22 protein-coding genes are annotated in these 22240 nt (G+C 65.0%); 6 read left to right on the forward strand and 16 right to left on the reverse strand.

Translation table 11 applies throughout. The features are described from left to right. The 10 genes from A0J57_RS19705 to rpsB all read right to left on the reverse strand — a co-directional run bounded on the left by A0J57_RS19705 (window position 1) and on the right by rpsB (window position 10544). Window positions 1-660: an OmpH family outer membrane protein gene (locus A0J57_RS19705; protein WP_025547868.1), complete on the reverse strand. Its 660-nt coding sequence runs from the start codon at window positions 658-660 to the stop codon at window positions 1-3. Next, window positions 660-3299, reverse strand: a complete 2640-nt coding sequence (bamA, locus tag A0J57_RS19710) for an outer membrane protein assembly factor BamA (RefSeq protein WP_061938936.1) — start codon at window positions 3297-3299, stop codon at window positions 660-662. Before bamA ends, A0J57_RS19705 begins: the two co-directional genes overlap by 1 nt. A gap of 112 nt (window positions 3300-3411) precedes the next feature. After that, a complete protein-coding gene (gene rseP, locus A0J57_RS19715) occupies window positions 3412-4545 on the reverse strand; it encodes an RIP metalloprotease RseP (protein ID WP_025547864.1) in 1134 nt (377 codons plus the stop codon). Further along, window positions 4542-5699, reverse strand: a complete 1158-nt coding sequence (locus A0J57_RS19720; protein ID WP_061938938.1) for a 1-deoxy-D-xylulose-5-phosphate reductoisomerase — start codon at window positions 5697-5699, stop codon at window positions 4542-4544. The genes rseP and A0J57_RS19720 overlap by 4 nt, the downstream gene beginning before the upstream one ends. Then, window positions 5696-6475, reverse strand: a complete 780-nt coding sequence (locus A0J57_RS19725) for a phosphatidate cytidylyltransferase (RefSeq protein ID WP_061938940.1) — start codon at window positions 6473-6475, stop codon at window positions 5696-5698. Before A0J57_RS19725 ends, A0J57_RS19720 begins: the two co-directional genes overlap by 4 nt. 5 nt (window positions 6476-6480) lie before the next feature. After that, window positions 6481-7257, reverse strand: coding sequence for an isoprenyl transferase (locus tag A0J57_RS19730; protein ID WP_025547860.1), 777 nt, complete (start codon window positions 7255-7257; stop codon window positions 6481-6483). 43 nt (window positions 7258-7300) lie between these two features. Next, window positions 7301-7858 carry a ribosome recycling factor gene (frr, locus tag A0J57_RS19735; protein ID WP_025547858.1) on the reverse strand — a complete coding sequence of 186 codons (558 nt, stop codon included), beginning with the start codon at window positions 7856-7858 and terminating at the stop codon, window positions 7301-7303. Window positions 7859-7864: 6 nt separating this feature from the next. Continuing rightward, window positions 7865-8590 carry a UMP kinase gene (gene pyrH, locus A0J57_RS19740; protein WP_020821031.1) on the reverse strand — a complete coding sequence of 242 codons (726 nt, stop codon included), beginning with the start codon at window positions 8588-8590 and terminating at the stop codon, window positions 7865-7867. A gap of 170 nt (window positions 8591-8760) precedes the next feature. Next, window positions 8761-9687, reverse strand: coding sequence for a translation elongation factor Ts (gene tsf, locus A0J57_RS19745; protein WP_044661795.1), 927 nt, complete (start codon window positions 9685-9687; stop codon window positions 8761-8763). A gap of 98 nt (window positions 9688-9785) precedes the next feature. After that, the gene (gene rpsB / locus A0J57_RS19750; RefSeq protein WP_025547855.1) at window positions 9786-10544 is read right to left on the reverse strand and encodes a 30S ribosomal protein S2; all 759 of its coding nucleotides are present in this window, start codon (window positions 10542-10544) and stop codon (window positions 9786-9788) included. A gap of 172 nt (window positions 10545-10716) precedes the next feature. Between rpsB and A0J57_RS19755 the strand changes: the two genes are divergently transcribed. After that, window positions 10717-11019 carry a hypothetical protein gene (locus A0J57_RS19755; RefSeq protein WP_235600917.1) on the forward strand — a complete coding sequence of 101 codons (303 nt, stop codon included), beginning with the start codon at window positions 10717-10719 and terminating at the stop codon, window positions 11017-11019. Window positions 11020-11022: 3 nt separating this feature from the next. Here the strand turns inward: A0J57_RS19755 and A0J57_RS19760 are convergent, their stop codons facing one another. Beyond that, window positions 11023-11799, reverse strand: coding sequence for a phosphatidylcholine/phosphatidylserine synthase (locus tag A0J57_RS19760; protein WP_062017357.1), 777 nt, complete (start codon window positions 11797-11799; stop codon window positions 11023-11025). After that, window positions 11799-12533 (reverse strand): phosphatidylserine decarboxylase, encoded by a 735-nt coding sequence (locus A0J57_RS19765; protein WP_025547850.1) that lies wholly within the window; start codon window positions 12531-12533, stop codon window positions 11799-11801. Before A0J57_RS19765 ends, A0J57_RS19760 begins: the two co-directional genes overlap by 1 nt. A gap of 165 nt (window positions 12534-12698) precedes the next feature. On the opposite strand from A0J57_RS19765, the gene A0J57_RS19770 reads away from it, so the two are divergent. Next, entirely contained in the window at window positions 12699-13919 is a 1221-nt protein-coding gene (locus A0J57_RS19770) for an NADP-dependent isocitrate dehydrogenase (protein ID WP_025547848.1), read from the forward strand. Between the two features lie 98 nt (window positions 13920-14017). Beyond that, entirely contained in the window at window positions 14018-15631 is a 1614-nt protein-coding gene (locus tag A0J57_RS19775; protein WP_061938945.1) for a bifunctional GNAT family N-acetyltransferase/carbon-nitrogen hydrolase family protein, read from the forward strand. A 20-nt stretch (window positions 15632-15651) separates the two neighbouring features. Here the strand turns inward: A0J57_RS19775 and A0J57_RS19780 are convergent, their stop codons facing one another. Next, window positions 15652-16200, reverse strand: coding sequence for a GNAT family N-acetyltransferase (locus tag A0J57_RS19780; RefSeq protein WP_235600918.1), 549 nt, complete (start codon window positions 16198-16200; stop codon window positions 15652-15654). Window positions 16201-16254: 54 nt separating this feature from the next. On the opposite strand from A0J57_RS19780, the gene A0J57_RS19785 reads away from it, so the two are divergent. Beyond that, a complete protein-coding gene (locus A0J57_RS19785; protein ID WP_048576152.1) occupies window positions 16255-16449 on the forward strand; it encodes a KTSC domain-containing protein in 195 nt (64 codons plus the stop codon). Window positions 16450-16468: 19 nt separating this feature from the next. Here the strand turns inward: A0J57_RS19785 and glmS are convergent, their stop codons facing one another. From glmS to glmU, 3 genes are all read right to left on the reverse strand, one after another. Continuing rightward, window positions 16469-18292, reverse strand: coding sequence for a glutamine--fructose-6-phosphate transaminase (isomerizing) (glmS, locus tag A0J57_RS19790; protein ID WP_061938949.1), 1824 nt, complete (start codon window positions 18290-18292; stop codon window positions 16469-16471). A gap of 83 nt (window positions 18293-18375) precedes the next feature. Beyond that, window positions 18376-19233: a metallophosphoesterase gene (locus tag A0J57_RS19795; protein ID WP_061938978.1), complete on the reverse strand. Its 858-nt coding sequence runs from the start codon at window positions 19231-19233 to the stop codon at window positions 18376-18378. Continuing rightward, window positions 19230-20522 (reverse strand): bifunctional UDP-N-acetylglucosamine diphosphorylase/glucosamine-1-phosphate N-acetyltransferase GlmU, encoded by a 1293-nt coding sequence (gene glmU, locus A0J57_RS19800; RefSeq protein WP_229742502.1) that lies wholly within the window; start codon window positions 20520-20522, stop codon window positions 19230-19232. Before glmU ends, A0J57_RS19795 begins: the two co-directional genes overlap by 4 nt. A 160-nt stretch (window positions 20523-20682) precedes the next feature. Between glmU and A0J57_RS19805 the strand changes: the two genes are divergently transcribed. After that, window positions 20683-21351 (forward strand): HAD family hydrolase, encoded by a 669-nt coding sequence (locus A0J57_RS19805; RefSeq protein ID WP_173664372.1) that lies wholly within the window; start codon window positions 20683-20685, stop codon window positions 21349-21351. Further along, window positions 21348-22109: an enoyl-CoA hydratase/isomerase family protein gene (locus tag A0J57_RS19810; RefSeq protein ID WP_061938953.1), complete on the forward strand. Its 762-nt coding sequence runs from the start codon at window positions 21348-21350 to the stop codon at window positions 22107-22109. Before A0J57_RS19805 ends, A0J57_RS19810 begins: the two co-directional genes overlap by 4 nt. Window positions 22110-22240 lie beyond the last annotated feature (131 nt).

The following is a 22240-nucleotide window of genomic DNA, read 5'->3' on the forward strand; positions in this document are numbered from 1 at the left end:
TCAGCGCGAGGTCGGCTGCTGCGACGGATTGGCGGGAGCAGCGGCCGGAGCGGCAGCGGCCTGGCCCTGACGGCCCGGCTGCCAGCCGGCCGGCGGGGTGATGCCGACGCTGGGCACCAGCGCGTTGAGTTCGGTCACCACCGACTGGGTGATGTCGACGGTCGGCTGATAGGACACGGTCGCGTCGGGCGACAGGATCAGGTCGACCTTCGCCTTGGTCATGGCGGACTTCAGCGCATCCGACAGCTTGGCAGAAATCTGCTCCTCGACATAGGCGTTGGCGAGAGCGATCGGCTGACCCAGGCGCTGCAGTTCGGCCTGGCCGTCCTGACCGGCCTTCTGATAGGCCTCATATTGGGTCTGGATCGCCGGGGTCGGCTTGCCACCGGCTGCCTTCATCGCGGCTTCCAGGGCCGTGCCCTTGGCCTTGAGATCGGCGTCGATCGCATTCTTGCGTGCGGTAAAGCCGTCGATCTGCGCCTTGTAGGTGGTCTGGATCTGCGTGCGTGCGGTCGAATAGGCCGAGCTGGTGGCGACGGCGCGCTGCAGGTCGACGACGGCGATGCCGGTCTTCGATTGGGCAGCGGCCGGGACACTGGTCAGCGCCATGGCGGTCATCGGCGCGAGAACCAGCGCCGCAGCCTTGAAAATCGTCTTCATCAGAATTGAGTCCCTACGTTGAAGCTAATGAGCTGAGTGTCGTCCCCTGGTTCCTTGAGCAGGGCCTTGGCGATGTCGATGCGGAACGGCCCGAAGGGCGAGTTCCAGTTGACGCCGAAGCCCACGGCGACACGCGGTTTCAGCGTATCGCCCAGATATTCCTCATCGAACGGTCCGATGATGAGGGTCTGGTTGGTCCCGCACGTGCCGGGAGTCCCCGCCTCGCTGCGCGAACCGGTCGTGTTGTCGGCGCAGATGCCGTTCGAATTCGTCGTGCGGGGATTGCGCAATCCGGCGACCGCGCCGACGTCCGCGAAAATCGAGGGACGCAGGCCCATTTCACGCGCACCCGAGCCCAGCGGAATTTCCATTTCCGCCCGCGCCAGATAATAGACCTTGCCGCCCAGGGCGTCGTCGGAAACATTGTTGTTCCCTTCGCCCCGCACATAGGTGGTATTGCCGCTCGAGTCGGTCTGCGACTGCAGGTAATAGCGCTTCACGCGCGGGCCGATGCCGCGAATATCGAAGCCGCGAATCTGCGGATTGCCCAGGAAGAAGCGATCCGTCAGGCGAACCTTGTCGACCAGTTCGTTCGAAGCATCCCGGCGGTCGCCTTCAAGGCTGTGGATATAGCCGCCCTCCGCAGAGACGGAGAAGATGAACCCGCCGCCGACAGGCCAATATTTGGAGCCGTTCAACCGCGTGCGCACATATTTGACGCTGCCGCCCAGACCCGCGAAATCCTGGCTGAGAACGACATTATGGCCCCGTGTCGGACGAATGCGGTTGTCGCGGGTATCGTAGATCAGAGAATAGCCCAGCGACGACGTCGTCCGCTTGCCGATGGCGTCGCAAAGATAGCGTCCGGCCAGCAGCGGATCGCACTGAAGTCCCAGCGGACCTGCGCCATCGGGATCGGAGTAGTAGGTATCCTTGTCGAGCGTCACATCGTCCAGGTTCAACGTGTAACGCAGGGCCAGCGACATATATTCCGTGATCGGCACGCCGGCGCGAAGCTGGAAGCCGGTCGTCGTCTGTTCATAGGTCGTGTCGCGGTCGTTATTGTTCAGATAACGGAAGCTGTTGAGGTCGCGGCGATAGATGTCGCCGCCCAGTGCGATATTCTTGTCCATGAAATAGGGCTCGGTGAAGCCCACTTCCACCGACTTGGAATAAGCCGAATAGTTGACGCTGGTGCGCAGTTCCTGGCCCTTGCCGCGGAAGTTGCGCTGGGTGATCGACGCCGCGACGATGAAACGCTCCAGCGAGGAGAAGCCGGCCGAAAGCGACAATTCGCCGGTCGATTTTTCCTGCACATTGGTTTCCAGGACGATGCGGTCCGGCGCGGAACCCGGCTTCTGCTCGATGTCCAGCTTTTCCTGGAAGAAGCCCAGCGAATTGATGCGGTCCTTCGACCGCTTGACCAGGAAGCTGTTGAACGCATCGCCCTCCGCCAGGCGGAATTCGCGGCGCACCACCTTGTCCTGGGTCAGCGTGTTGCCGTTGATGTCGACCCGCTCGACATAGACGCGCGGCGCATTGGCGATGCGGAAGTCGATCCCCATCGTCAGCGTGTCCTTGTCGCGCTGGAAGTCCGGCTGGACGTCCGCGAAGGCATAGCCGAACAGGCCCGCCGTTTCGCTCAACGTGTCGACCGTATCCTCGACCTGCTTGGCGTTGTACCAGTCGCCCTTCTTCATCGGCAGCATCTTGGTCAGCGAATCGCCGGACAGGTCGCGAATGTCGCTGTTGACCTTCACATCGCCGAATTTGTAGCGCTGCCCTTCCTCGACCACATAGGTGATGATGAAGTCCTGCTTGTCCGGCGTCAGTTCCGCCACGGCGGAGATCACGCGGAAATCGGCATAGCCTTCGGTCAGGTAGAACTGGCGCAGCTTCTGCTGGTCATAGGCCAGACGATCCGGATCGTAGCTGGTGCCCGACGAGAAGATGCGGAACCAGCGCGATTGCTTGGTCACCATCTGGCTGCGCAGTTCGCCGTCCTTGAACTTCTCATTGCCGATGATGTTGATCTGGCGGACCTTGGATTTCGGCCCCTCGGAAATTTCGAAGACGATGTCGACGCGGTTCTGGTCAAGCTGCACCATCTTCGGTTCGACCGTGGCGGCGAAGCGGCCCTGCCGGCGATACAGTTCGATGATGCGGGCCACGTCGGCGCGCACTTTCGAGCGGGTGTAGATCTGGCGCGGAGCCAGTTTTATTTCGGGACGTATCTTGTCTTCCTTGAGGCGCTTATTACCTTCAAGGACGATGCGGTTGATGACCGGGTTTTCCTTAACCTCGACGGTCAGCGCGCCATTGTCGTTGCGGATCTGGACGTCGGCGAACAGCTCCGTCTCATAAAGGTCGCGCAGCGCCTGGTCGAGCGATTCCTGGGTGAAGGGCTGGCCGATCCGCAGCTTGGTGTAGGACAGCACCGTATCCGGCTCCAGGCGCTGCTGGCCAGTGACGGAGATGGCGCGGATGGTTCCGGCCGCTGGCGCGGCTGCCGGAACGGGCGCAGGCGCGGCAGCCGGCGGGGCATTTTGAGCCATCGCCGGGATCGCAGACATGCCCGCGATCATCGTCGTCGCCAACAGGGCCACGACGACCGGGCGCTGCCTGTTGCTGCTCATCATCGCTGTCACCCGCTCCACCTTCTACAAAAAAGCAACATGTCGTTCACGCCGGACCCATTCCGTTCACATCCGGAAAGACGGCGCCAAATCGCGTCCTCCTGCCCGATACGGCTCAGCCGATCAAGCCGGACAGACGATCCCAGAGGCCGAAAGAGGATAAATCGTTGAATGTTACCAGCACCATCATCGCCAGCAGGACCGCCAGGCCCGAGCGATAGGCCCATTCCTGCACCTGCGGACTGACCGGTCGCCGCTGTATCGCCTCCACCCCGTAGAACAGCAGATGCCCGCCATCCAGCATCGGGATTGGCAAGAGGTTGATGAACCCCAAGTTAATCGAGATGAGGGCCATGAAGAAGACGAAGCTCTCCACCCCCAGCGTCGCCGCCTGACCGGAAACCTCCGCGATCTTGAGCGGGCCGCCCAGTTCCTTGACCGATCGGCCGCCCCCAACGATCTGCCCCAGCGTCTCCACCATCGTGCGGATGATCTGACCCGTCCGCTCCACGGCGACGACCGGGGCTCGGGCCAGGCTGACGGGCTCGATCACCGGCTCACCCGGCGCGATGCCCAGCCGTCCGATGCGGAACTTGTTGCCGAAGCCGTCATCTTCCTCGACCGCGCCGACCTTGCCCTGCTTCTCGAACAGCTTGCCCCGGCGGTCGATCACGATGGTGACGGGTTCGCCGGGGCGGATCTGCGCGAACAGGCGAATATCGTCGAAGGTCGTCATTTCCCGCCCGTTGAGCGAGACGATGCGGTCGCCCGCGACGATGCCAGCCGCCGCTGCCGCGCTGCCGGGCTGCACCTGCCCGGCGACCGCAGGGGTACGGCTCTCGCCATGGACGAAGGCGAAGGTTGCAAGGATCGCCATGGCGAAGAGGAAGTTGATCGCCGGCCCGGCCGCGACGATGGCCGCCCGCTGCCATAGCGGCTTGGCAGGGAAGCTCTCGGCCCGTTCGGCGGCGGGCATTTCCAGCCAGCGGGGATCGGTCTGGCTCGCCGCGTTCATGTCGCCCTTGAAACGCACATAGCCGCCCAGCGGCAGCGCCCCCAGGCGCCAGCGGGTGCCGCGCCTGTCCACCCAGGCCGCGATTTCCGGGCCGAATCCGATGGAAAAGGCCTCCGCCTTCACCCCGCACCAGCGGCCCACCAGATAATGGCCCAGCTCATGCACGAAGACGAGCGGTCCGATGACCGCCACAAATGCGACTACGGTCAACAGGAAACCGGGATTCTGGATCAAGCGGTCAATCTTTCCATCACTTGTGCAGCCATATTACGCGCCTGCGCATCCGCTTCCAGCACATCGTCGATCTGGCGGGGCACAGGCGCGCTATAGCGGTTCAGGACATCCTCCACAATCATGGCGATATCAAGGAAGCCTATGGCGCCTTTGAGGAAGGCGGCGACGGCGACCTCATTGGCGGCGTTCAATATGGCGGGCGCTGCGCCGCCCGCCTCCGCCGCCTGCCGGGTCAGCCGCAGCGCGGGGAAGCGATGCTCATCCGGCGCCTCGAAATCCAGGCTGCCGATCCGGGCGAGGTCCAGCGGCTGGCAAGGGGTGGCGATCCGATCGGGCCACGCCAGCGCATGGGCGATGGGGATGCGCATGTCGGGCGAGCCAAGCTGCGCCAGGGTTGAGCGGTCGCGATATTCGACCATGGAGTGGATGACCGATTGCGGATGGACGAGGATCTCGATCCGGTCGAGCCCGACCGGGAAGAGATGCGCCGCCTCTATCAGTTCCAGCCCCTTGTTCATCATCGTCGCGCTGTCGACGCTGATCTTCGCGCCCATGGACCAGTTGGGATGGGCGACGGCCTGCGCGGGGGTGATGCCGCGCATCTCCTCCCGGCTGCGGGTGCGGAAGGGGCCGCCGCTCGCGGTCAGGGTGATCCTTGCGACATCTTCCATGCGACTGCCCGCAAGGCACTGGAATATGGCATTATGTTCGCTGTCGACCGGCAGCAGCGTCGCGCCCGACGCACCGACCGCGTCCATCATCAGCGCACCCGCCGACACCAGCGATTCCTTGTTGGCGAGCGCGACCGTGCCACCCGCCTTCAACGCCGCCATGGTCGGGCGCAGCCCCGCGCAACCGACGATGGCGGCCATGCTCCAGTCCGCGCCTGCACCGGCCACGTCGACCAACGCGCCTTGGCCGGCCGCCGCCTCCGTCCCGGAACCGCGCAGCGCATCCTTCAGCGCGTCATAGCGGGTCTCGTCCCCGATCACCGCGATCGCGGCATTGCTCTGCCGCGCGGCGGCGGCCAGACCCGCCACATCGCCATGCGCGGTCAGCGCAACGACGCTGTAGCTGTCCGGATCGCGCTGGATCAGGTCCAGCGTGGACATGCCGACCGATCCGGTCGCGCCGAAGATCGACACCTTCTTCATGGCAATTGCACCAGGATCATATAGCAGATCGCGGCCAGCGGCGCGGCGGCGACCACCCCGTCCAACCGATCCATCACCCCACCATGGCCGGGCAGCAGCGTACCGCTATCCTTCACCCCTGCACGGCGCTTCATCCAGCTTTCCAACAGGTCGCCCAGCTGCGCGGCGACCGCCAGCAGGCCGCTTGCCGCGGCAAGCTGAACCGGCAGATCAACGAACCGGTAGAGCAGGAAACCCACGGTCAGCGCAGCCAGCACCCCACCGCCGAGGCCGGCCCAGGTCTTGGACGGGCTGACGCGCGGAGCCAGCTTCGGCCCGCCAATGGACCGGCCGGCGAAATAAGCGCCGATGTCGGTCGCCCAAACAAGGCCCAGCGCCCAGAGGGTCAGCAGCAACCCCTGAAGATTGGGCGCCTGTTCGCGCAGGAAAAGCAGCGCCATCACCGGCACGACGATATAGGGCACGCCCAGCGCCAGCTTGACCGACCGGCCCACCAGCGCGACGAAGAAGAAGGCGGCCGCCATCAATGTGAAGGCGAGCCAGGACACGCCGGCCGCCGCCGGGCAAAGGATCGCCAGCGGCACCGAGACGGCGAACATCGCCAGCTTGCGGTTCTCCGGCGTGGCTCCGGTCAGGTCGCCCCACTCCCCCTGCATCAGCACGCCCGCCACGGACAGCAGCATCCAGAAAAGGAAGCCGCCCGAAAACAGGGCCGCCAACGCTACGAGGATGAGCATGACGCCGACGATGGCGCGGGTGCGAAGCTCGCTCGACATGCCTGTCACAGCCCGCCGAAACGGCGGTCCCTCAGGCGGAAGGCGTCCAGTGCGGCAGCCAGCGCCCGCCCGTCGAAATCCGGCCACAGCATGTCCGTGAAGTAAAGCTCCGCATAGGCGGCCTGCCACAGCATGAAATTGCTGAGCCGCTGTTCCCCCGACGTCCGGATCATCAGGTCCAGCGGCGGCAGGTCTGCGGTGTAGAGCGCCGCATCGACATCGGCGAGGCCGATCTCCTCCGCCGCGATCTCGCCGGCGGCCACGCGGCGCGCCAGCGTCTGGGCCATGCGCACCAGTTCGTCCTGCGCGCCATAGTTGAGCGCTATGGCAATGATCGGCCCGCTATTCCCCGCAGTCCGCGCCACCGCATTGTCGATCAGCGCCACCAGCGCAGGATCGAGCGCCCGATAATTGCCGATGATGCGCAGCCGCACGCCATTGGCATGGAATTCGTCAAGGTCGGACTGGATGAAATGACGCAGCAGGCCCATCAGGTCCGCCACCTCGCCGGCCGGACGCTTCCAGTTTTCCGAGGAAAAGGCGTAGAGCGTCAGGCATTCCAGGCCCAGTTCCCGCGCGGCGCGGGCGACACGGCGTACCGCCTCCACCCCCGCCCGATGGCCGGCGATGCGGGGCAGGAAGCGCTTCTTCGCCCAGCGTCCATTGCCGTCCATGATGATGGCGACGTGACGAGGCATGGCCGTTCCTGGCGGAACATCCTTGGGGCGCGCGCCATGGGCTGGCGCGCCGCTGGTCAGATCGGTTTTGGCTTGGGTGGCCATCAGACAGGAATGCGTGCTTTGGCCGCGAAAGGAAAGCCCCGGATCACTGACCGAGAATTTCCTTTTCCTTCGCCGCAGCCGCCGCGTCGATGTCCGCGATGGTGCTGTCGGTCAGCTTCTGGACTTCGGTTTCCTTGCGCTTGCGCTCGTCCTCGCTGATCTCGCCCTTCTTCTCGTCGGTCTTCAGGCTGTCCATGCCGTCGCGGCGGACATTGCGGACGGCGATCCGGGCGCCCTCGGCATATTTGCTGGCGAGCTTGGCGAGTTCCTTGCGGCGCTCCTCGGTCAGGTCGGGGATCGGCAGGCGCAGCGTCTGGCCGTCGACGATGGGGTTAAGGCCCAGCCCCGCCGAACGGATCGCCTTGTCCACCGGGCCGACATTGCTCTTGTCCCACACCTGCACGGAAAGCATGCGCGGTTCGGGCGCGGAAACGGTCGCGACCTGATTAAGCGGCATATGCGCGCCATAGACCTCGACCGTCACCGGATCGAGAAGCTGGATATTGGCGCGGCCCGTGCGCAGGCCCGACAGATCGCCTTTCAGCGATTCCAGGGCACCCGCCATGCGGCGTTCGAGGTCGGCCTTGTCATATTGAGCCATTTTGTTTCAGCGCTCCTGATTTTGCACGATCGTCGCCACACCGTCCCCGGCCAGCACCTTGGCCAGATTGCCGGTTTCGCGGATGTTGAACACGACGATGGGGATATTGTTTTCGCGGCAAAGGGCAATGGCGCTCGCGTCCATGACCTTCAGATTGTCGTTCAGCACCTGGTCGAAGCTGATCGCTTCATAGCGGGCCGCATCCGGCACCTTCTTGGGATCGGCATTGTAGATGCCGTCGACGCTGGTCCCCTTGAACAGGGCGTCGCAATCCATTTCGGCCGCCCGCAGCGCCGCCGTGGTGTCCGTGGTGAAGAAGGGGCTGCCGGTGCCCGCCGCGAAGATGACGATCCGTCCCTTCTCCATATGCCGCACCGCCTTGCGCCGGATATAGGGTTCGCAGACCGACGCCATCGGAATGGCGGACTGGACGCGCGTGTCGTAGCCCAGCTTCTCCAGCGCATTCTGCACGGCGAGCGCGTTCATGACGGTGGCCAGCATGCCCATATAGTCGGCGCTCGCCCGGTCGAAACCCTTGGCGGCGCCCGCCAGACCCCGGAAGATATTGCCGCCGCCAACGACGACGCACAGTTCGAACCCCGCATCCTTCGCCGCCGCGATCTCGCCCGCGACGCGGTTCACCGTCTCCGGCTCGATGCCGAACTGCCCCTGCCCCATCAGCACTTCGCCCGAAAGTTTCAGCAGGATGCGCTTGAAGGCTGGGCGAGACATGCGGGGCAATATTCCTTTTATGATCGGGCAAGGAAATGGCGCGCACCTTAAGCAGCGCGCGCCATGTTGTGAAGCAGGGTTTTGGAAACCCCGAACTTCCTTAGCGCCCGCTTCCGGCTTGTCGAGAAGCCTGAGCCTCCCGACACCGCCGAAGCGAACGAACTATCGGATCAGACGCCTGCGGCCGCGGCCACTTCGGCGGCGAAGTCGCTCGTTTCCTTCTCGATGCCTTCACCGAGCTGGAAGCGGACATAGTTCTTCAGCGTGATCGACGCGCCGGCATCCTTCGCCGCCTTCGCGACGACATCGGCAACCGGGGTCTTGTTGTCCATCACGAAGAGCTGGCTGAGCAGGGCCTGCTCCTTGGCGAACTTGGCGACGGCGCCGTCGACCATCTTGGCGACGATCTCGGCAGGCTTGCCCGATTCGGCGGCCTTTTCAGCGGCGATGGCGCGCTCGCGCTCCAGCAGGGCCGGATCGATGTCGGCGGCCGACAGCGCCAGCGGGAAGGCAGCGGCGATGTGCATCGCGATCTGCTTGCCCAGCGGCTCCAGGACGTCGGCGGGCGCATCGCCTTCCAGCGCAACCAGCACGCCGATCTTGCCCAGGCCCGGAGCGGCCGCGTTGTGGACATAGGGAACGACCACGCCCTGGTTCACCTCGACCTGGCCGACGCGGCGCAGGGTCTGGTTCTCGCCGATGGTGGCGATGTTGGCGACCAGCTTCTCGGCGACCGTGCCGCCCGAGGGATAGGCCGCGTTCGACAGCGCCTCGGCATCGGCCACGCCGTTCTCCAGCGCGATGACCGACACGGTGCGGACGAAATCCTGGAACTGGTCGTTCTTGGCGACGAAGTCGGTTTCGCTGTTCACTTCGACGGCCACGCCCTTGGTGCCGGCGACGGCGACGCCGACCAGGCCTTCGGCGGCGGTGCGGCTCGACTTCTTCTGCGCGGCGGCCAGACCCTTGGCGCGCAGCCAGTCGGTCGCCGCTTCGATGTCGCCATTGGCTTCGGTGAGCGCCTTCTTGCAATCCATCATGCCCGCGCCCGAACGGTCGCGCAGTTCCTTGACGGCAGCAGCGGTAATCTCGGCCATGTTTCGGCTCCTAAAGTTCAATGTTTCAGAAAAACGGCAGGGCGCGTTCCAGTGGAGCGCGCCCTAGCCTGTCAATTTTGCAGTTCGAAGACCGCGTCTCAGGCCTGAGCGACGACCTCTTCGGCCTCGGGCTCGTCCAGAGCGCCCAGGTCGACGCCCGAAGCCTGCTGCGCACCGCGGTTGCCCTTGGTGGCGGCGGCGGCGACGGCGTCGCAGTAAAGGCGGATCGCGCGGCTGGCGTCATCGTTCGCCGGAACCGGGAACGCGATGCCGTCGGGCGAGACGTTCGAATCGAGGATCGCAACGACCGGGATGCCCAGCGTGTTGGCTTCCTTGATCGCCAGTTCTTCCTTGTTGGCGTCGATCACGAACATGACATCGGGGATGCCGTTCATGTCGCGGATGCCGCCCAACGACAGTTCCAGCTTCTCGCGCTCGCGGGTCATCTGGAGGACTTCCTTCTTGGTGAAGCCGTGGGTGTCGCCCGACAGCTTCTCTTCCAGGGTCTTCAGACGCTTGATCGAACCCGAAATGGTCTTCCAGTTGGTGAGCATGCCGCCCAGCCAGCGATGGTTGACGAAATGCTGGCCCGACTTGCGGGCGGCTTCGGCGATCGGGTCCTGCGCCTGGCGCTTGGTGCCGACGAACAGCACCTTGCCACCGGCGGCGACGGTCGCCGACACGAAGTCCAGCGCGCGGCCGAACAGCGGCACGGTCTGCGACAGGTCAAGGATGTGAATGCCGTTGCGCTCACCGAAGATGTACGGCTTCATGCGCGGGTTCCAGCGGTGGGTCTGGTGGCCGAAATGCGCGCCGGCCTCGATCAATTGATGCATGGTGACGACAGGAGCCGCCATAATATTTCTCCTTCCGGTTACACCTCTGGGAATCAGGAACTGGGCGTCACGCACAGCACCGGATATGTCGATTCCCATGTGGAATGGGCGCGCCTTTAACGGCGTCGGAATATCAATGCAAGGGGGTTGACTCTCCATTCCGGATGGAACATAAGGAGAACATCGGGAACAAATGGCGGATTCACGCCGTTTGCCTGCCTATAGTGAACCAAGCCGTGCAAATGGCAAGACAGAAAGTGAGCTGCATATGTTCGCACTGGTCGCAGCACTTGTTTTCATCGGATCCTTCCTGCTGGCCGCAGGCACCATTATCGGCATGTTCCTGGCCTATCATGACAAGATGGTCGCGGCGCTGACGTTCGAACCCATTCCGCAGGAAACGCCGGTCTATCGCTTGCGCATCAGCCGGCGACGCGCGTCACCCTCTACACGGCAGGCCGCGCCGGCTTTTGCGGCGGCGGTCCTGGCCGCCTGAGGATTACGCTTCCTCGCCCGCCCGCTGGCGGCGCACCTTGGCATAGGACATCATGCCGAAGGGGATGAGCGCAAGGTAGAAGGCGCACAACACCAGCAGCGTCAGCCACGGATCGGTGATCAGCAGCGCCGCCGGCAGGCCCGCCAGCGCGATCGCCTCCAGCCGGATGCGTTTGCGCAGGCGCAGCGCCGACCAGCTATAGGTCGCGATGTTGGAGATCATCAGGAAAGCCGTGAAGGCGGTCCAGGGCGCCACGACATACCATTCCCGAAAAAGCGGCTCGCCCGTCACCAGCCAGAGATAGAGCGGCACGAAGGCCAGCCCCGCACCTGCCGGAGCCGGCACGCCGGTCAGGAAACCGGCGGATTTGTGCGGCTGAACATCGGCGTCGATATTCGCATTGAACCGCGCCAGCCGCAGCGCGCAGGACAGCGCATGGGCGAGCGCGAAAATCCAGCCGAATTTCGGCATGGCGTTCAGCGACCAGAGATAGAGCACCAGCGCCGGCGCCACGCCAAAGGCGATGGAGTCCGACAAGGAGTCGAGTTCGGCTCCGAAACGGCTCTCCCCCCGCAACAACCGCGCAATGCGCCCGTCCAGCCCATCCAGCACCCCGGCGATGAGGATGGAGAGCACCGCCCTCTCCCACTCGCCCGATATGCCGTAGCGCACGCCGGTCAGGCCGAAGCACAGGGCCATTGCGGTCACGGCGTTGGGCGCCACCATCCGCAGGGTGATCCCCCGGCGCAATCCGCGCGGGATGGCGCGCCGCTGCCGCATTATTGCTGAATCCCCGAAATCACGCGCATGTCACCGATCTGGCCCAGGATCGTCTCACCCGCGACGGTGCGCTGCCCCAGCACCACGCGCGGCGCGGTGCCGGCGGGCAGATAGACGTCGACCCGGCTGCCGAAACGGATGAGGCCGATGCGCTGTCCGGCCGCAACCATGTCGCCCGGCTTCACGAAGGGCACGATCCGCCGCGCCACCAATCCGGCGATCTGGGTGAAGCCGATGCGCACGCCGTCATGCCGCTCCACCAATATATGCTGGCGCTCATTATCCTCGCTCGCCTTGTCGAGATCGGCGTTCAGGAACTTGCCCGAAATATAGACGACCGACTTCACCGTCCCGCCGATCGGCGTGCGGTTGATGTGGACGTCGAACACGCTCATGAAGATCGACACGCGGATCATGGGCTGGTCGCCCAGCCCATCCGCCCCCGCCATCTCGCGGGGGGGCGGCACCCGCTGGATCAGCGTCACCAGCCCATCGGCGGGGGCGACGATGGCCCGCTCATCCTGCGGCACCGCGCGCACCGGATCGCGGAAGAACGCCAGCACCCAGATGGTCACCATCACCATCAGCCAGCCGAGGATTTCCCAGCCTACCAGGAACAGCAGCGCGGTGATGGCCGCCGCGATCAGGCCGAATTTCACGCCCTCCGGATGCACGGAGGGGAAGCGCCATTTCACATTGCCGCCCAGTGCGACCGTCAGTTCGTCATTTTCCATGGGCACCGTCTTTAAGGACAGACACTTGCAGTGACAACGTCCGATACCGTCGCAGGAGCCATGAAATGTTCCAATCCTGCAAAGGGCATTGGACGGTTGAACATTGCCGTCGCTTTGCCTAGGGCGGTCGCAAATTCCACCCGAACGAGAAGGCGAACAGGCGCTATGGCTAAGATCAAGGTGAAAAACCCCGTCGTGGAGATCGATGGCGATGAAATGACGCGGATCATATGGCAGTGGATCCGTGAGCGCCTGATTCTCCCCTATCTCGACATCGATCTTAAATATTACGATCTGGGCGTCGAGAAGCGCGACGAGACCAACGACCAGATCACCATCGATTCCGCCAACGCGATCAAGGAACATGGCGTCGGCGTGAAGTGCGCCACCATCACCCCGGACGAAGCCCGCGTCGAGGAATTCGGCCTGAAGGAAATGTGGAAGTCGCCCAACGGCACCATCCGCAACATCCTGGGCGGCGTGGTGTTCCGTGAACCCATCGTCATCCGCAACGTGCCGCGCCTGGTCCCCGGCTGGACCGACCCCATCGTCATCGGCCGCCACGCCTTCGGCGACCAGTATCGCGCCACCGACTTCCTCGTCCCCGGCCCCGGCAAGCTGCGCATGGTGTGGGACGGCGCCAATGGCGAGAAGATCGAGAAGGACGTCTTCAACTTCCCCAGCTCCGGCGTCGCCATGGGCATGTACAATCTGGACGACTCGATCCGCGATTTCGCCCGCGCCAGCATGAACTATGCGCTCGGCCGCGGCTGGCCGCTGTACCTCTCGACCAAGAACACCATCCTCAAGGCCTATGACGGCCGCTTCAAGGACCTGTTCCAGGAAGTGTTCGACAATGAATTCGCCGACGAGTTCAAGAAGGTGGGCGCCGTCTACGAACATCGCCTGATCGACGACATGGTCGCCTCCGCCCTCAAGTGGAGCGGCAAGTTCGTCTGGGCCTGCAAGAATTACGATGGCGACGTCCAGTCGGACACCGTGGCGCAGGGGTTCGGCTCGCTGGGTCTCATGACCTCCGTGCTGCTCTCGCCCGACGGCAAGACCGTCGAGGCCGAAGCCGCGCATGGCACCGTCACCCGCCACTATCGCCAGCATCAACAGGGCAAGGCGACCTCGACCAATCCGATCGCCTCGATCTTCGCCTGGACCCAGGGCCTTTCCTATCGCGGCAAGTTCGACGAAACGCCGGAAGTCACCAAGTTCGCGGAAACGCTGGAAAAGGTCTGCATCGAAACGGTAGAGGGCGGCGCGATGACCAAGGATCTCGCCCTGCTGATCGGTCCGGAACAGGCGTGGATGACCACCGAGCAGTTCTTCGAGGCGATCCGCGTGAACCTGGAAGAAGCCATGGGCAAGTGGCAATAATCGGACGGAACTGATCCGCCCTTCCGCGGTTCAATACGGAAACGGAACGAGGCGGCGCCGTGTATCGGCGCCGCCTTTTCCATGGCAGGAGATCAGCGATGACGACGACAGCCAAGAAACGCCTGGAGGTCCGGGCCGCCGTTCCTTCCGATGTACGCGGCATCCAGCGACTGATCGCCCGGGTCTATCCCGGCATGCCCAATTATTCGCTCGCCACCCTGCGCGGGCAGATCAACAATTTTCCCAATGGCTGCTTCGTCGCGCTCTACGACAATAAGGTCGTCGGCTATTGCGCGACCATGCGGGTCAGCAAGGCGATGGCCTTTTCCCATCATGACTGGGAGGAGATCACCGCAAACGGCTTCGGCACCCGGCACAGCGCGGCGGGCGAGTGGCTCTACGGCTATGAAATGGCCGTCGACCCGAAGCTGCGCGGCCTGCGCATCGGCCAGCGCCTCTATGACGAGCGCAAGGAGCTGGCCGAGGAACTGGACCTGCACGGCATCGTCATCGCCGGGCGCATGCCGGGCTATGCGCGTGCGAAGCGGCGCGTCGATGGCCCGGCGGATTATCTGGACAAGGTCGTGCACGGCAAGCTGCGCGATCAGGTGATCAGCTTCCAGCTCAAGAACCAGTTCGAGCCGCTGGGCGTGCTGGAAAACTACCTGCCCGAAGACAGGCAGTCCGACGGACACGCCGCTCATCTGGTGTGGCGCAACCCCTATGTCGACCCCGACGAAGCGCCCGAAATGCGGGTGCCGCGCGGCGTGGAAAGCGTCCGCCTAGCCACCTGTCAGTTGCAGGCCCGCGCGGTGAAGGACTTCGAAGAGTTCATCCGCAATATCGAATATTTCGTCGATGTCGCCGCCGACTACCGTTCCGACTTCATCGTTTTTCCCGAACTGTTCACCCTGCCGCTGCTCTCCTACGAAACCAAGAAGCTCTCCCCCATTGAGGCCATCGACAGGCTGACCGGCTACACCCCGCGCCTGACCCGCGAACTGGAGCGGATGGCGCTGGAATATAATATCAACATCATCGGCGGCTCCCATCCGACGCGGGCCGAGGATGGCGACATCCAGAATATCGCCTATGTCGCCCTGCGCGACGGTTCGCTGCACACGCAGGAGAAGATCCACCCGACGCCCAACGAAGCCTTCTGGTGGAACATCAAGGGCGGGGACTCGCTGGACGTGATCCAGACCGACTGCGGGCCGATCGGCGTGCTCATCTGCTATGACAGCGAATTTCCGGAACTGGCGCGGCGACTGGTGGACCAGGGCGCGCGGATCATCTTCGTCCCCTTCTGCACCGACTCGCGGCTGGGTTATATGCGCGTGCGCTATTGCGCGCAGGCGCGCGCCATCGAGAACCAATGCTATGTCGTCATGTCGGGCAATGTCGGCAACCTGCCCAATGTCGACAATATGGACATCCAATATGCCCAGAGCGCGATCCTGACGCCCTGCGACCTGCCCTTCGCGCGGGACGGGATCGCGGCGGAATCGACGGAGAATGTCGAGACGCTGACCATGGCCGACGTGAACCTGGCGGACCTGAGCTGGGCGCGGGCGGAGGGTACGGTCCGCAACCTGCGCGACCGGCGGTTCGACCTCTATCATATCGACTGGGACAGCAATCCCGACCACAGCCATGCGCCGAGCGGCGGGCCGGTGCCGGCGGGCGGCCATAACGCGCCGGGTGGCGGCTGAGCTTCTCCGCCGGGTTGCCTCTATGCGGACGATTTTTCGAGCATGACCGCCGTCCGCCCCTTGTAGACCGCCTCCCTGAACGGCGCATAGCCAAGCCTGGCCGCAAGCCTGAGCGATGGTTCGTTGGCGGGATCGATGAGGCAGACGGTTCGGCCGGCACCCTTGCGCCGCGCATACCAGTCGTGCGCGGCGCGGGCAGCCTCGAACGCGTAGCCGCGGCCATGTACCTCGGATGAGAAAATCCAGGCCGCTTCCCCCGCCTTGTCGAAATCATCGCCAAGGCCCCGATGGAAATCCGCCAGCCCGGTCTCTCCGACATAGCGGCCGCTGGCCTTTTCGATCACCGCGAAAATGCCGTAGCCCAGAAGGGACCAGTGCCCCTCATAACGCAGGATGCGGTTCCAGGCGTCTTCCGGCGAAGGAGCTACGCCGCCGATATGCCGCATCAGGTCCATGTCCGACCACATGGCGCAATAAGGCGCGAAGTCAGCGAGCGTGTAGGGGCGAAGGCGCAGTCTTTCCGTCTCGATCATTCCCGAGAGGATAGAGCGGCCCGGTTCGGCCGGCAACGGCTGGCGCCCTCCGACACGCAACCTCCCCCGTCGCGGATCATTGTCATCCGCATGCCGTCGACCGCCATCGCCCGCTTCGACTATGACGCCGCCCAGCGCCGGCTGGACGTGCAGTTCGTCGGCGGGCGGCGCTACAGCTATCATGATGTCCCGGTGGACGTCGCAGAAGGCATGCGCGCCGCAACGTCCAAGGGCGGCTATTTCAACCGCCGCATCCGGGACCGCTACCGCTTCACTCGCCAGTGAATCACTCGCCAGCCATCTATCACTCGACAGTGACGGACTTGGCGAGATTCCTTGGCTGGTCGACGTCCGTGCCCTTGGCGACGGCGACATGATAGGCCAGCAATTGCACCGGCACGGCATAGACCATCGGCGCGATCAGCGGATGCACCTTGGGCATGGTGATGGTCGCCATGCAGCCCTCGCCCGCCGCCTGCACCCCGTCATAGTCGGAGATCAGCACCACCTTGCCGCCGCGCGCCTGCACTTCCTGCATGTTGCTGACGGTCTTTTCGAACAGCGGCCCGCTGGGCGCCAGCACGATCACCGGCACCTTGTCGTCGATCAAGGCGATGGGACCATGCTTCATCTCGCCCGCGGCATAGCCCTCGGCATGGATATAGCTGATTTCCTTGAGCTTCAGCGCCCCTTCCAGCGCCAGCGGATAGTCCGGCCCACGCCCCAGATAGAGCACGTCGCGGGCTCCCGCGATCAGATGCGCCATCGCCTCTATCGATTCATCATAGGCCAGCGCCCCGTTCAGCGCGGCGGGCGCTTCGGACAGGTGGCGGACCAGTTCCTTCTCCGCCTTCGCGTCCAGCCGCCCCTTGGCGCGGGCGAGATTGGCCGCGAACGCCGCCAGCACCGCCAACTGGCAGGTAAAGGCCTTGGTCGAGGCGACGCCGATCTCCGGCCCGGCATTGGTGGGCAGCAGCAGGTCCGCCTCCCGCGCCATGGTGCTGGTCGGCACGTTGACGACGGCGGCGATCTTCTGCCCTTCGGCCCGCGCATGGCGGAGCGCGGCGAGCGTGTCGGCGGTCTCGCCCGACTGGCTGATGACGATCATCAGGCCGCCCTCCTCCATCACCGGGGCGCGGTAGCGGAACTCGCTCGCCACATCGATGTCGACAGGCACGCGGGCGAACTGCTCGAACCAATATTTGGCGACCATGCCCGCATAATAGCTGGTGCCGCAGGCGACGATGGTGACGCGGCGGATGGTCCCCAGGTCGAAATCGGGGATCGGCAGCGATACCTGATCCTCCATCCGGCGCAGATAGGAACGCAGGGTCTGGGCCACGACCACCGGCTGCTCATAGATTTCCTTGAGCATATAGTGGCGGTGATTGCCCTTGGAGATCAGCTCGCCGGTCACGCCGCTAATGGTGACGGGGCGCTCGACGGGGTTGTTGTCCCTGTCGAAAATCTCCGCGCCGTCGCGGGTGATGACGACCCAGTCGCCTTCCTCCAGATAGGCGATGCGCTGGGTCAGCGGCGCCAGTGCCAAAGCATCGGAGCCGAGATAGGTCTCGCCGTCTCCATAGCCCACCACCAGCGGCGAACCCAGGCGCGCGCCAATGAGGATTTCCGGATGGCTGCGGAACAGGATGGCGAGCGCGAAGGCGCCATGCAGGCGCGGCAAAACCTGCGCCACGGCATCGCGGGGCGACGCGCCCTGCTCCACCAGTTCGCTCACCAGATGGGCGACGACCTCCGTGTCGGTCTGGCTGTCGAAGGTCCGGCCCCGCGCCATCAGCTCCTCGCGCAGCGGCTTGAAATTCTCGATGATGCCGTTGTGGACGAGCGCCACTTCCTTCGTGGCGTGGGGATGGGCGTTGCTGGTCGTCGGCGCGCCATGGGTGGCCCAGCGGGTATGGGCGATGCCGGTGGTCCCCGGCAGGGGCGCAGCGTCCAGTTCCTTCACCAGATTGGCGAGCTTGCCCTCGGCCCGGCGGCGGTCGATCCGCCCGTCATGGACGGTGGCGACGCCCGCGCTGTCATAGCCGCGATATTCCAGGCGCTTGAGGCCTTCCACCAGCCGTCCCGCCACGTCGTCCTTGCCGATGATTCCGATGATACCGCACATGGATAGTCAGTCCCAAAGCCGTGAAAACTCTATGCTTACGCCGCCTATGCCACGATCATGCGGCGGGCGACAGGGGTACCGCATCATCGTGGATGAATTGTAATCAGCCAGACATCGGGGGGCGCCAGCATCCGGATCGGCAGGCCGCTGGTGCCGAGCCCCGCGGACACCACCATGGTCCGCCGCCCTTCCCGATACACCCCGCAGGCATAGCGGGTGCCATAGCGCGAGGGCACATAGACGATGCCCGCAAAGGGCAAGGCCACCTGCCCGCAATGGGTATGCCCGACCAGCGTCAGCATCGCCCGGTCAGGCAGCAGCGGAAAGGCGTCCGGCCCGTGCGACAGCATCAGCGGCGCGCCGCCCAGCGCCTGCATGGCCGCCAGCGTCCCGGGAATATCGGGCCGCCCGGTATAGATGTCGCGCAGTCCGCCAATGGCCAGCGGTCCCCGCCGCACCGCCTGATTGTCGAGCAGGCGGATGCCGATCCGGCCGAACAGATCGCCCCATTGCCGGCGGCTGATCCCCGTATGCTTGCGCGCATCGTGATTGCCCAGCACCGCCACCACCCCCAGCGGGGCGTGCAAGGCGGCGAAGGGGGCGATGCTCTGCGCCGGATCATAGGTCGCACCGCCCTTGTCGTCCCCGATATAGTCGCCGCCCAGCACGATCAGCTCGGGCCTGAGGCCGTTCACCAGAGCGACGATCCGCGCCATCCGCTCCGGACTGTTATCGGGACCGGACAAATGGCTGTCGGTCAGCAGCGCCACCGTCACCGGGCGGCGCGGCGCATCCGCCGGAAAGGGCAGCGCAACGTCCAGCCGCCGCACGACCGGCATGGCCCGTGCATTGGCATAGAGCCAGACCGCCCCACCCGGCACGGCCAGAAGGATGAGCAGCAGCGCCGCAAGCCAGCGCCGCCTTCGCAGAAGACCCGTCACTTGGCGGCTTTGCGCGCCTGCATCCGCGCCCGGAAGCGGGCCGCCCAGCCGGGCTTCGCCTCCTGCTTCGGCCGGACGAGGCATAACGCGTCGGCCTCCACCGGCTGGGTCACGACGCTGCCGGCCGCCACGATCGCGCCGTCGCCTATCTTCACCGGCGCGACCAGCGCGCTGTTGGAGCCGATGAAGGCGCCCACGCCGATTTCCGTCCGATATTTGAAGAAGCCGTCATAATTGCAGGTGATGGTGCCCGCGCCGATATTCGCGCCCGCGCCCACGCTGGCGTCCCCGATATAGGACAGGTGATTGGCCTTGGCGCCCTCACCCAGTTCAGCCTTCTTCACCTCGACGAAATTGCCGACCTTGGCCTTGACGCCGATCTTCGCGCCGGGACGCAGCCGGGCATAGGGGCCGATTTCCGCCCCCTTGCCGACGGCCGCGCCCTCCAGATGGGAAAAGGCGTGGATCGTCGCGTCGTCCGCCACGCTGACGCCCGGACCGAAGACGACATGCGGCTCGATCACCACATCGCGGCCCAGCAGCGTGTCATGCGCGAAGAACACCGTTTCCGGCGCGATCAGCGTCGCGCCCTCCCGCATCGCCTCTGCCCGGCGGCGGTCCTGCCAGACGGCCTCCACCCCCGCCAGTTCGGCGCGGCTGTTGACGCCCGCCACTTCCCAGGCCTCCGCCTCGATGACGGCGCTCTGCGCTCCGGGCAGCATGACGATGTCGGGCAGATAATATTCGCCCGCCGCATTGTCGTTGCCGATCTTGTCGAGCAGCACGAACAGATCGGTCGAGCGCACCGCCATCAGCCCGGAATTGCAGAGCGTCACCGCCCGCTCCTCCGCATTGGCGTCCTTATATTCGACCATCTTCTCGATGACGCCCTGATCGCGGGCGATGATCCGGCCGTAAGCGGCGGCGTCTTCCGGCCGGAAGCCCAGGACCACGGCGCGCGGCTCGTCGCCCCAGTTCAGGCGGTCCAGCATGCTCCGCAGCGTTTCGGCGCGCACCAGCGGCACGTCGCCATAGAGGATCAATATGTCGCCCGCGAAACCGGCCAGCGCGTCATGCGCCTGCGCCACGGCATGGCCGGTGCCCAGCTGCTGTTCCTGCACGGCGATGACGGCGCCGCTGCCCTCCACCGCCCTTTCCACCTGTTCGCGCCCAGCGCCGACCACCACGACCTGCCGCTCGGGCTGCAACTCCGCCACGCTGGCGAGCAGATGGAGCAGCATCGGCCGCCCCGCAATCGGGTGCAGAACCTTGTGTCTGGCCGACTTCATGCGCGTGCCCTGCCCGGCGGCAAGGATGATCACGGCCAAGGGGCGAGCGGGGGAGCGGCTGGAGGTCACGGGGGCATCCTTCACGAAAGGGCCAAGAATCTGAGCGCTCTCTGCCATGTTTGACTTGCCTTTGCCACCACCCAGGCGGCATGAGCCGGGCATGGTTTCCATTCCCTTCGACATTGTCGGCTTCGACCTTGACGGCACCCTGCTCGATACCAGCGGCGACCTGGCGGCGGCGGTCAACTACGCCATCGCCACCGACGGACGGCCGCCCTTTCCGGTCGAGGCGATCCATCCCTTTGTCGGCAAGGGGGCGAAGGTGATGCTTCAGCGCGCGCTCGACGCCTCGGGCGGCCATGACGACGCCATGCTGGAAAGGATGCTGCCGATCCTGCTGGACTATTATGAGCAGAATCTGGCGATCCATTCGCTGCCCTATCCCGGCCTGATCGCGGCGATGGATGCGCTGGGGGAGGCGGGCGTGAAGCTCGCCATCTGCACCAACAAGGCGGAGCGCTTCACCATTCCCCTGCTGCACCAGATCGGCCTGTCGGACCGTTTCGCCAGCGTCGTCGGCGGCGACACGGTCGGCATCGCAAAGCCCGACCCGGCGCCGATCCACGCCATGATCGAGCGCGCGGGCGGCGGGCGGACGATCTTCCTGGGCGACACGATCAACGACATCGCCGGGGCGCGCAATGCGGGCATCCCCAGCATCGCCGTCAGCTTCGGCTTTCTCGACGGGCCGGTCGAGGCGCTGGAGGCCGACGCCGTCATCCACCATTTCGACGAGCTGGTGCCGCTGCTCGAAGGCTGGCCGGCATGACCCTCCGCCTGGAACGCGACGGCGCGGTCGCCACGCTGCTGATCGACCGCCCCCGGCAGCACAACGCCATGAATCAGGAGATGTGGGAGCGATTGCCCCAACTGGTGCAGGAAGCGATGGCGGACGAGGCGATCCGCGTGCTGATCCTGACATCGGCTTCACCGGGCCTGTTCTGCGCGGGTGCGGACATTCACGAATTCGCGCGTCATTCGGGCGAGGAGGATTGGCGCGTCGCCAATCAGGCGGCGATCCGCGCCACCCAATATGCCCTGGCCCATGCCGAAAAACCGGTGATCGCGGCCATAGACGGGGACGCGATCGGCGGCGGATGCGGCATGGCCATCGCCTGCGACCTGCGGATCGCCTCCCCCTCCGCCCGGCTGGGCATCACGCCGGCCAAGCTCGGGATCGTCTATTCGCTGTTCGACACCAGGCTGCTGGTGGATCTGGTGGGGCCGGCGCGGGCCAAGCGCATCCTGTTCACCGCCGCCCTCCATGATGCGGAGGATGCGCTCGCCATCGGCCTGATCGACCAGATCGCCCCCGCCCCGCTGGAGGCAGCAGTGGAACTGGCTCGGCGCATGGCCGCCAATGCCCAGCATTCGATCCGTTCTTCCAAGGCGATCGTCCGCCGCATCCTGGATGGACAGGCGGATGACGACGCGGAAACGCTGGCCATGTTCCGGGACGCCTTCACCCTGCCCGACTTTCAGGAGGGCGTGCAGGCCTTCCGCGACAAGCGTCGTCCCCGCTTCTGACCCGCTCATCGCATGTTCATCCAAATTGGATGAACATCTCATCCGATCCGGAAGTATTTGTTAAGGATCGGCTTTTACCGGTCTCCCGACACGGACGACGCGCCGGCTCGCGCATGACTTTCGACCGATAG

Source organism: Sphingobium sp. 22B (assembly GCF_001580035.1).
Classification (GTDB): Bacteria; Pseudomonadota; Alphaproteobacteria; order Sphingomonadales; family Sphingomonadaceae; genus Sphingobium; species Sphingobium fuliginis.

What these genes read in the sequence shown, in the direction of transcription:
- A0J57_RS19705 (WP_025547868.1), bottom strand. Translation starts at nt 660, where the DNA reads ATGAAGACGATTTTCAAGGCTGCGGCGCTGGTTCTCGCGCCGATGACC.
- bamA (WP_061938936.1), bottom strand. Translation starts at nt 3,299, where the DNA reads ATGATGAGCAGCAACAGGCAGCGCCCGGTCGTCGTGGCCCTGTTGGCG.
- A0J57_RS19720 (WP_061938938.1), bottom strand. Translation starts at nt 5,699, where the DNA reads ATGAAGAAGGTGTCGATCTTCGGCGCGACCGGATCGGTCGGCATGTCC.
- A0J57_RS19725 (WP_061938940.1), bottom strand. Translation starts at nt 6,475, where the DNA reads ATGTCGAGCGAGCTTCGCACCCGCGCCATCGTCGGCGTCATGCTCATC.
- A0J57_RS19730 (WP_025547860.1), bottom strand. Translation starts at nt 7,257, where the DNA reads ATGGCCACCCAAGCCAAAACCGATCTGACCAGCGGCGCGCCAGCCCAT.
- frr (WP_025547858.1), bottom strand. Translation starts at nt 7,858, where the DNA reads ATGGCTCAATATGACAAGGCCGACCTCGAACGCCGCATGGCGGGTGCC.
- pyrH (WP_020821031.1), bottom strand. Translation starts at nt 8,590, where the DNA reads ATGTCTCGCCCAGCCTTCAAGCGCATCCTGCTGAAACTTTCGGGCGAA.
- tsf (WP_044661795.1), bottom strand. Translation starts at nt 9,687, where the DNA reads ATGGCCGAGATTACCGCTGCTGCCGTCAAGGAACTGCGCGACCGTTCG.
- rpsB (WP_025547855.1), bottom strand. Translation starts at nt 10,544, where the DNA reads ATGGCGGCTCCTGTCGTCACCATGCATCAATTGATCGAGGCCGGCGCG.
- A0J57_RS19755 (WP_235600917.1), top strand. Translation starts at nt 10,717, where the DNA reads ATGGCGGATTCACGCCGTTTGCCTGCCTATAGTGAACCAAGCCGTGCA.
- A0J57_RS19760 (WP_062017357.1), bottom strand. Translation starts at nt 11,799, where the DNA reads ATGCGGCAGCGGCGCGCCATCCCGCGCGGATTGCGCCGGGGGATCACC.
- A0J57_RS19765 (WP_025547850.1), bottom strand. Translation starts at nt 12,533, where the DNA reads ATGGAAAATGACGAACTGACGGTCGCACTGGGCGGCAATGTGAAATGG.
- A0J57_RS19770 (WP_025547848.1), top strand. Translation starts at nt 12,699, where the DNA reads ATGGCTAAGATCAAGGTGAAAAACCCCGTCGTGGAGATCGATGGCGAT.
- A0J57_RS19775 (WP_061938945.1), top strand. Translation starts at nt 14,018, where the DNA reads ATGACGACGACAGCCAAGAAACGCCTGGAGGTCCGGGCCGCCGTTCCT.
- A0J57_RS19785 (WP_048576152.1), top strand. Translation starts at nt 16,255, where the DNA reads ATGCCGTCGACCGCCATCGCCCGCTTCGACTATGACGCCGCCCAGCGC.
- glmS (WP_061938949.1), bottom strand. Translation starts at nt 18,292, where the DNA reads ATGTGCGGTATCATCGGAATCATCGGCAAGGACGACGTGGCGGGACGG.
- glmU (WP_229742502.1), bottom strand. Translation starts at nt 20,522, where the DNA reads ATGAAGTCGGCCAGACACAAGGTTCTGCACCCGATTGCGGGGCGGCCG.
- A0J57_RS19805 (WP_173664372.1), top strand. Translation starts at nt 20,683, where the DNA reads ATGGTTTCCATTCCCTTCGACATTGTCGGCTTCGACCTTGACGGCACC.
- A0J57_RS19810 (WP_061938953.1), top strand. Translation starts at nt 21,348, where the DNA reads ATGACCCTCCGCCTGGAACGCGACGGCGCGGTCGCCACGCTGCTGATC.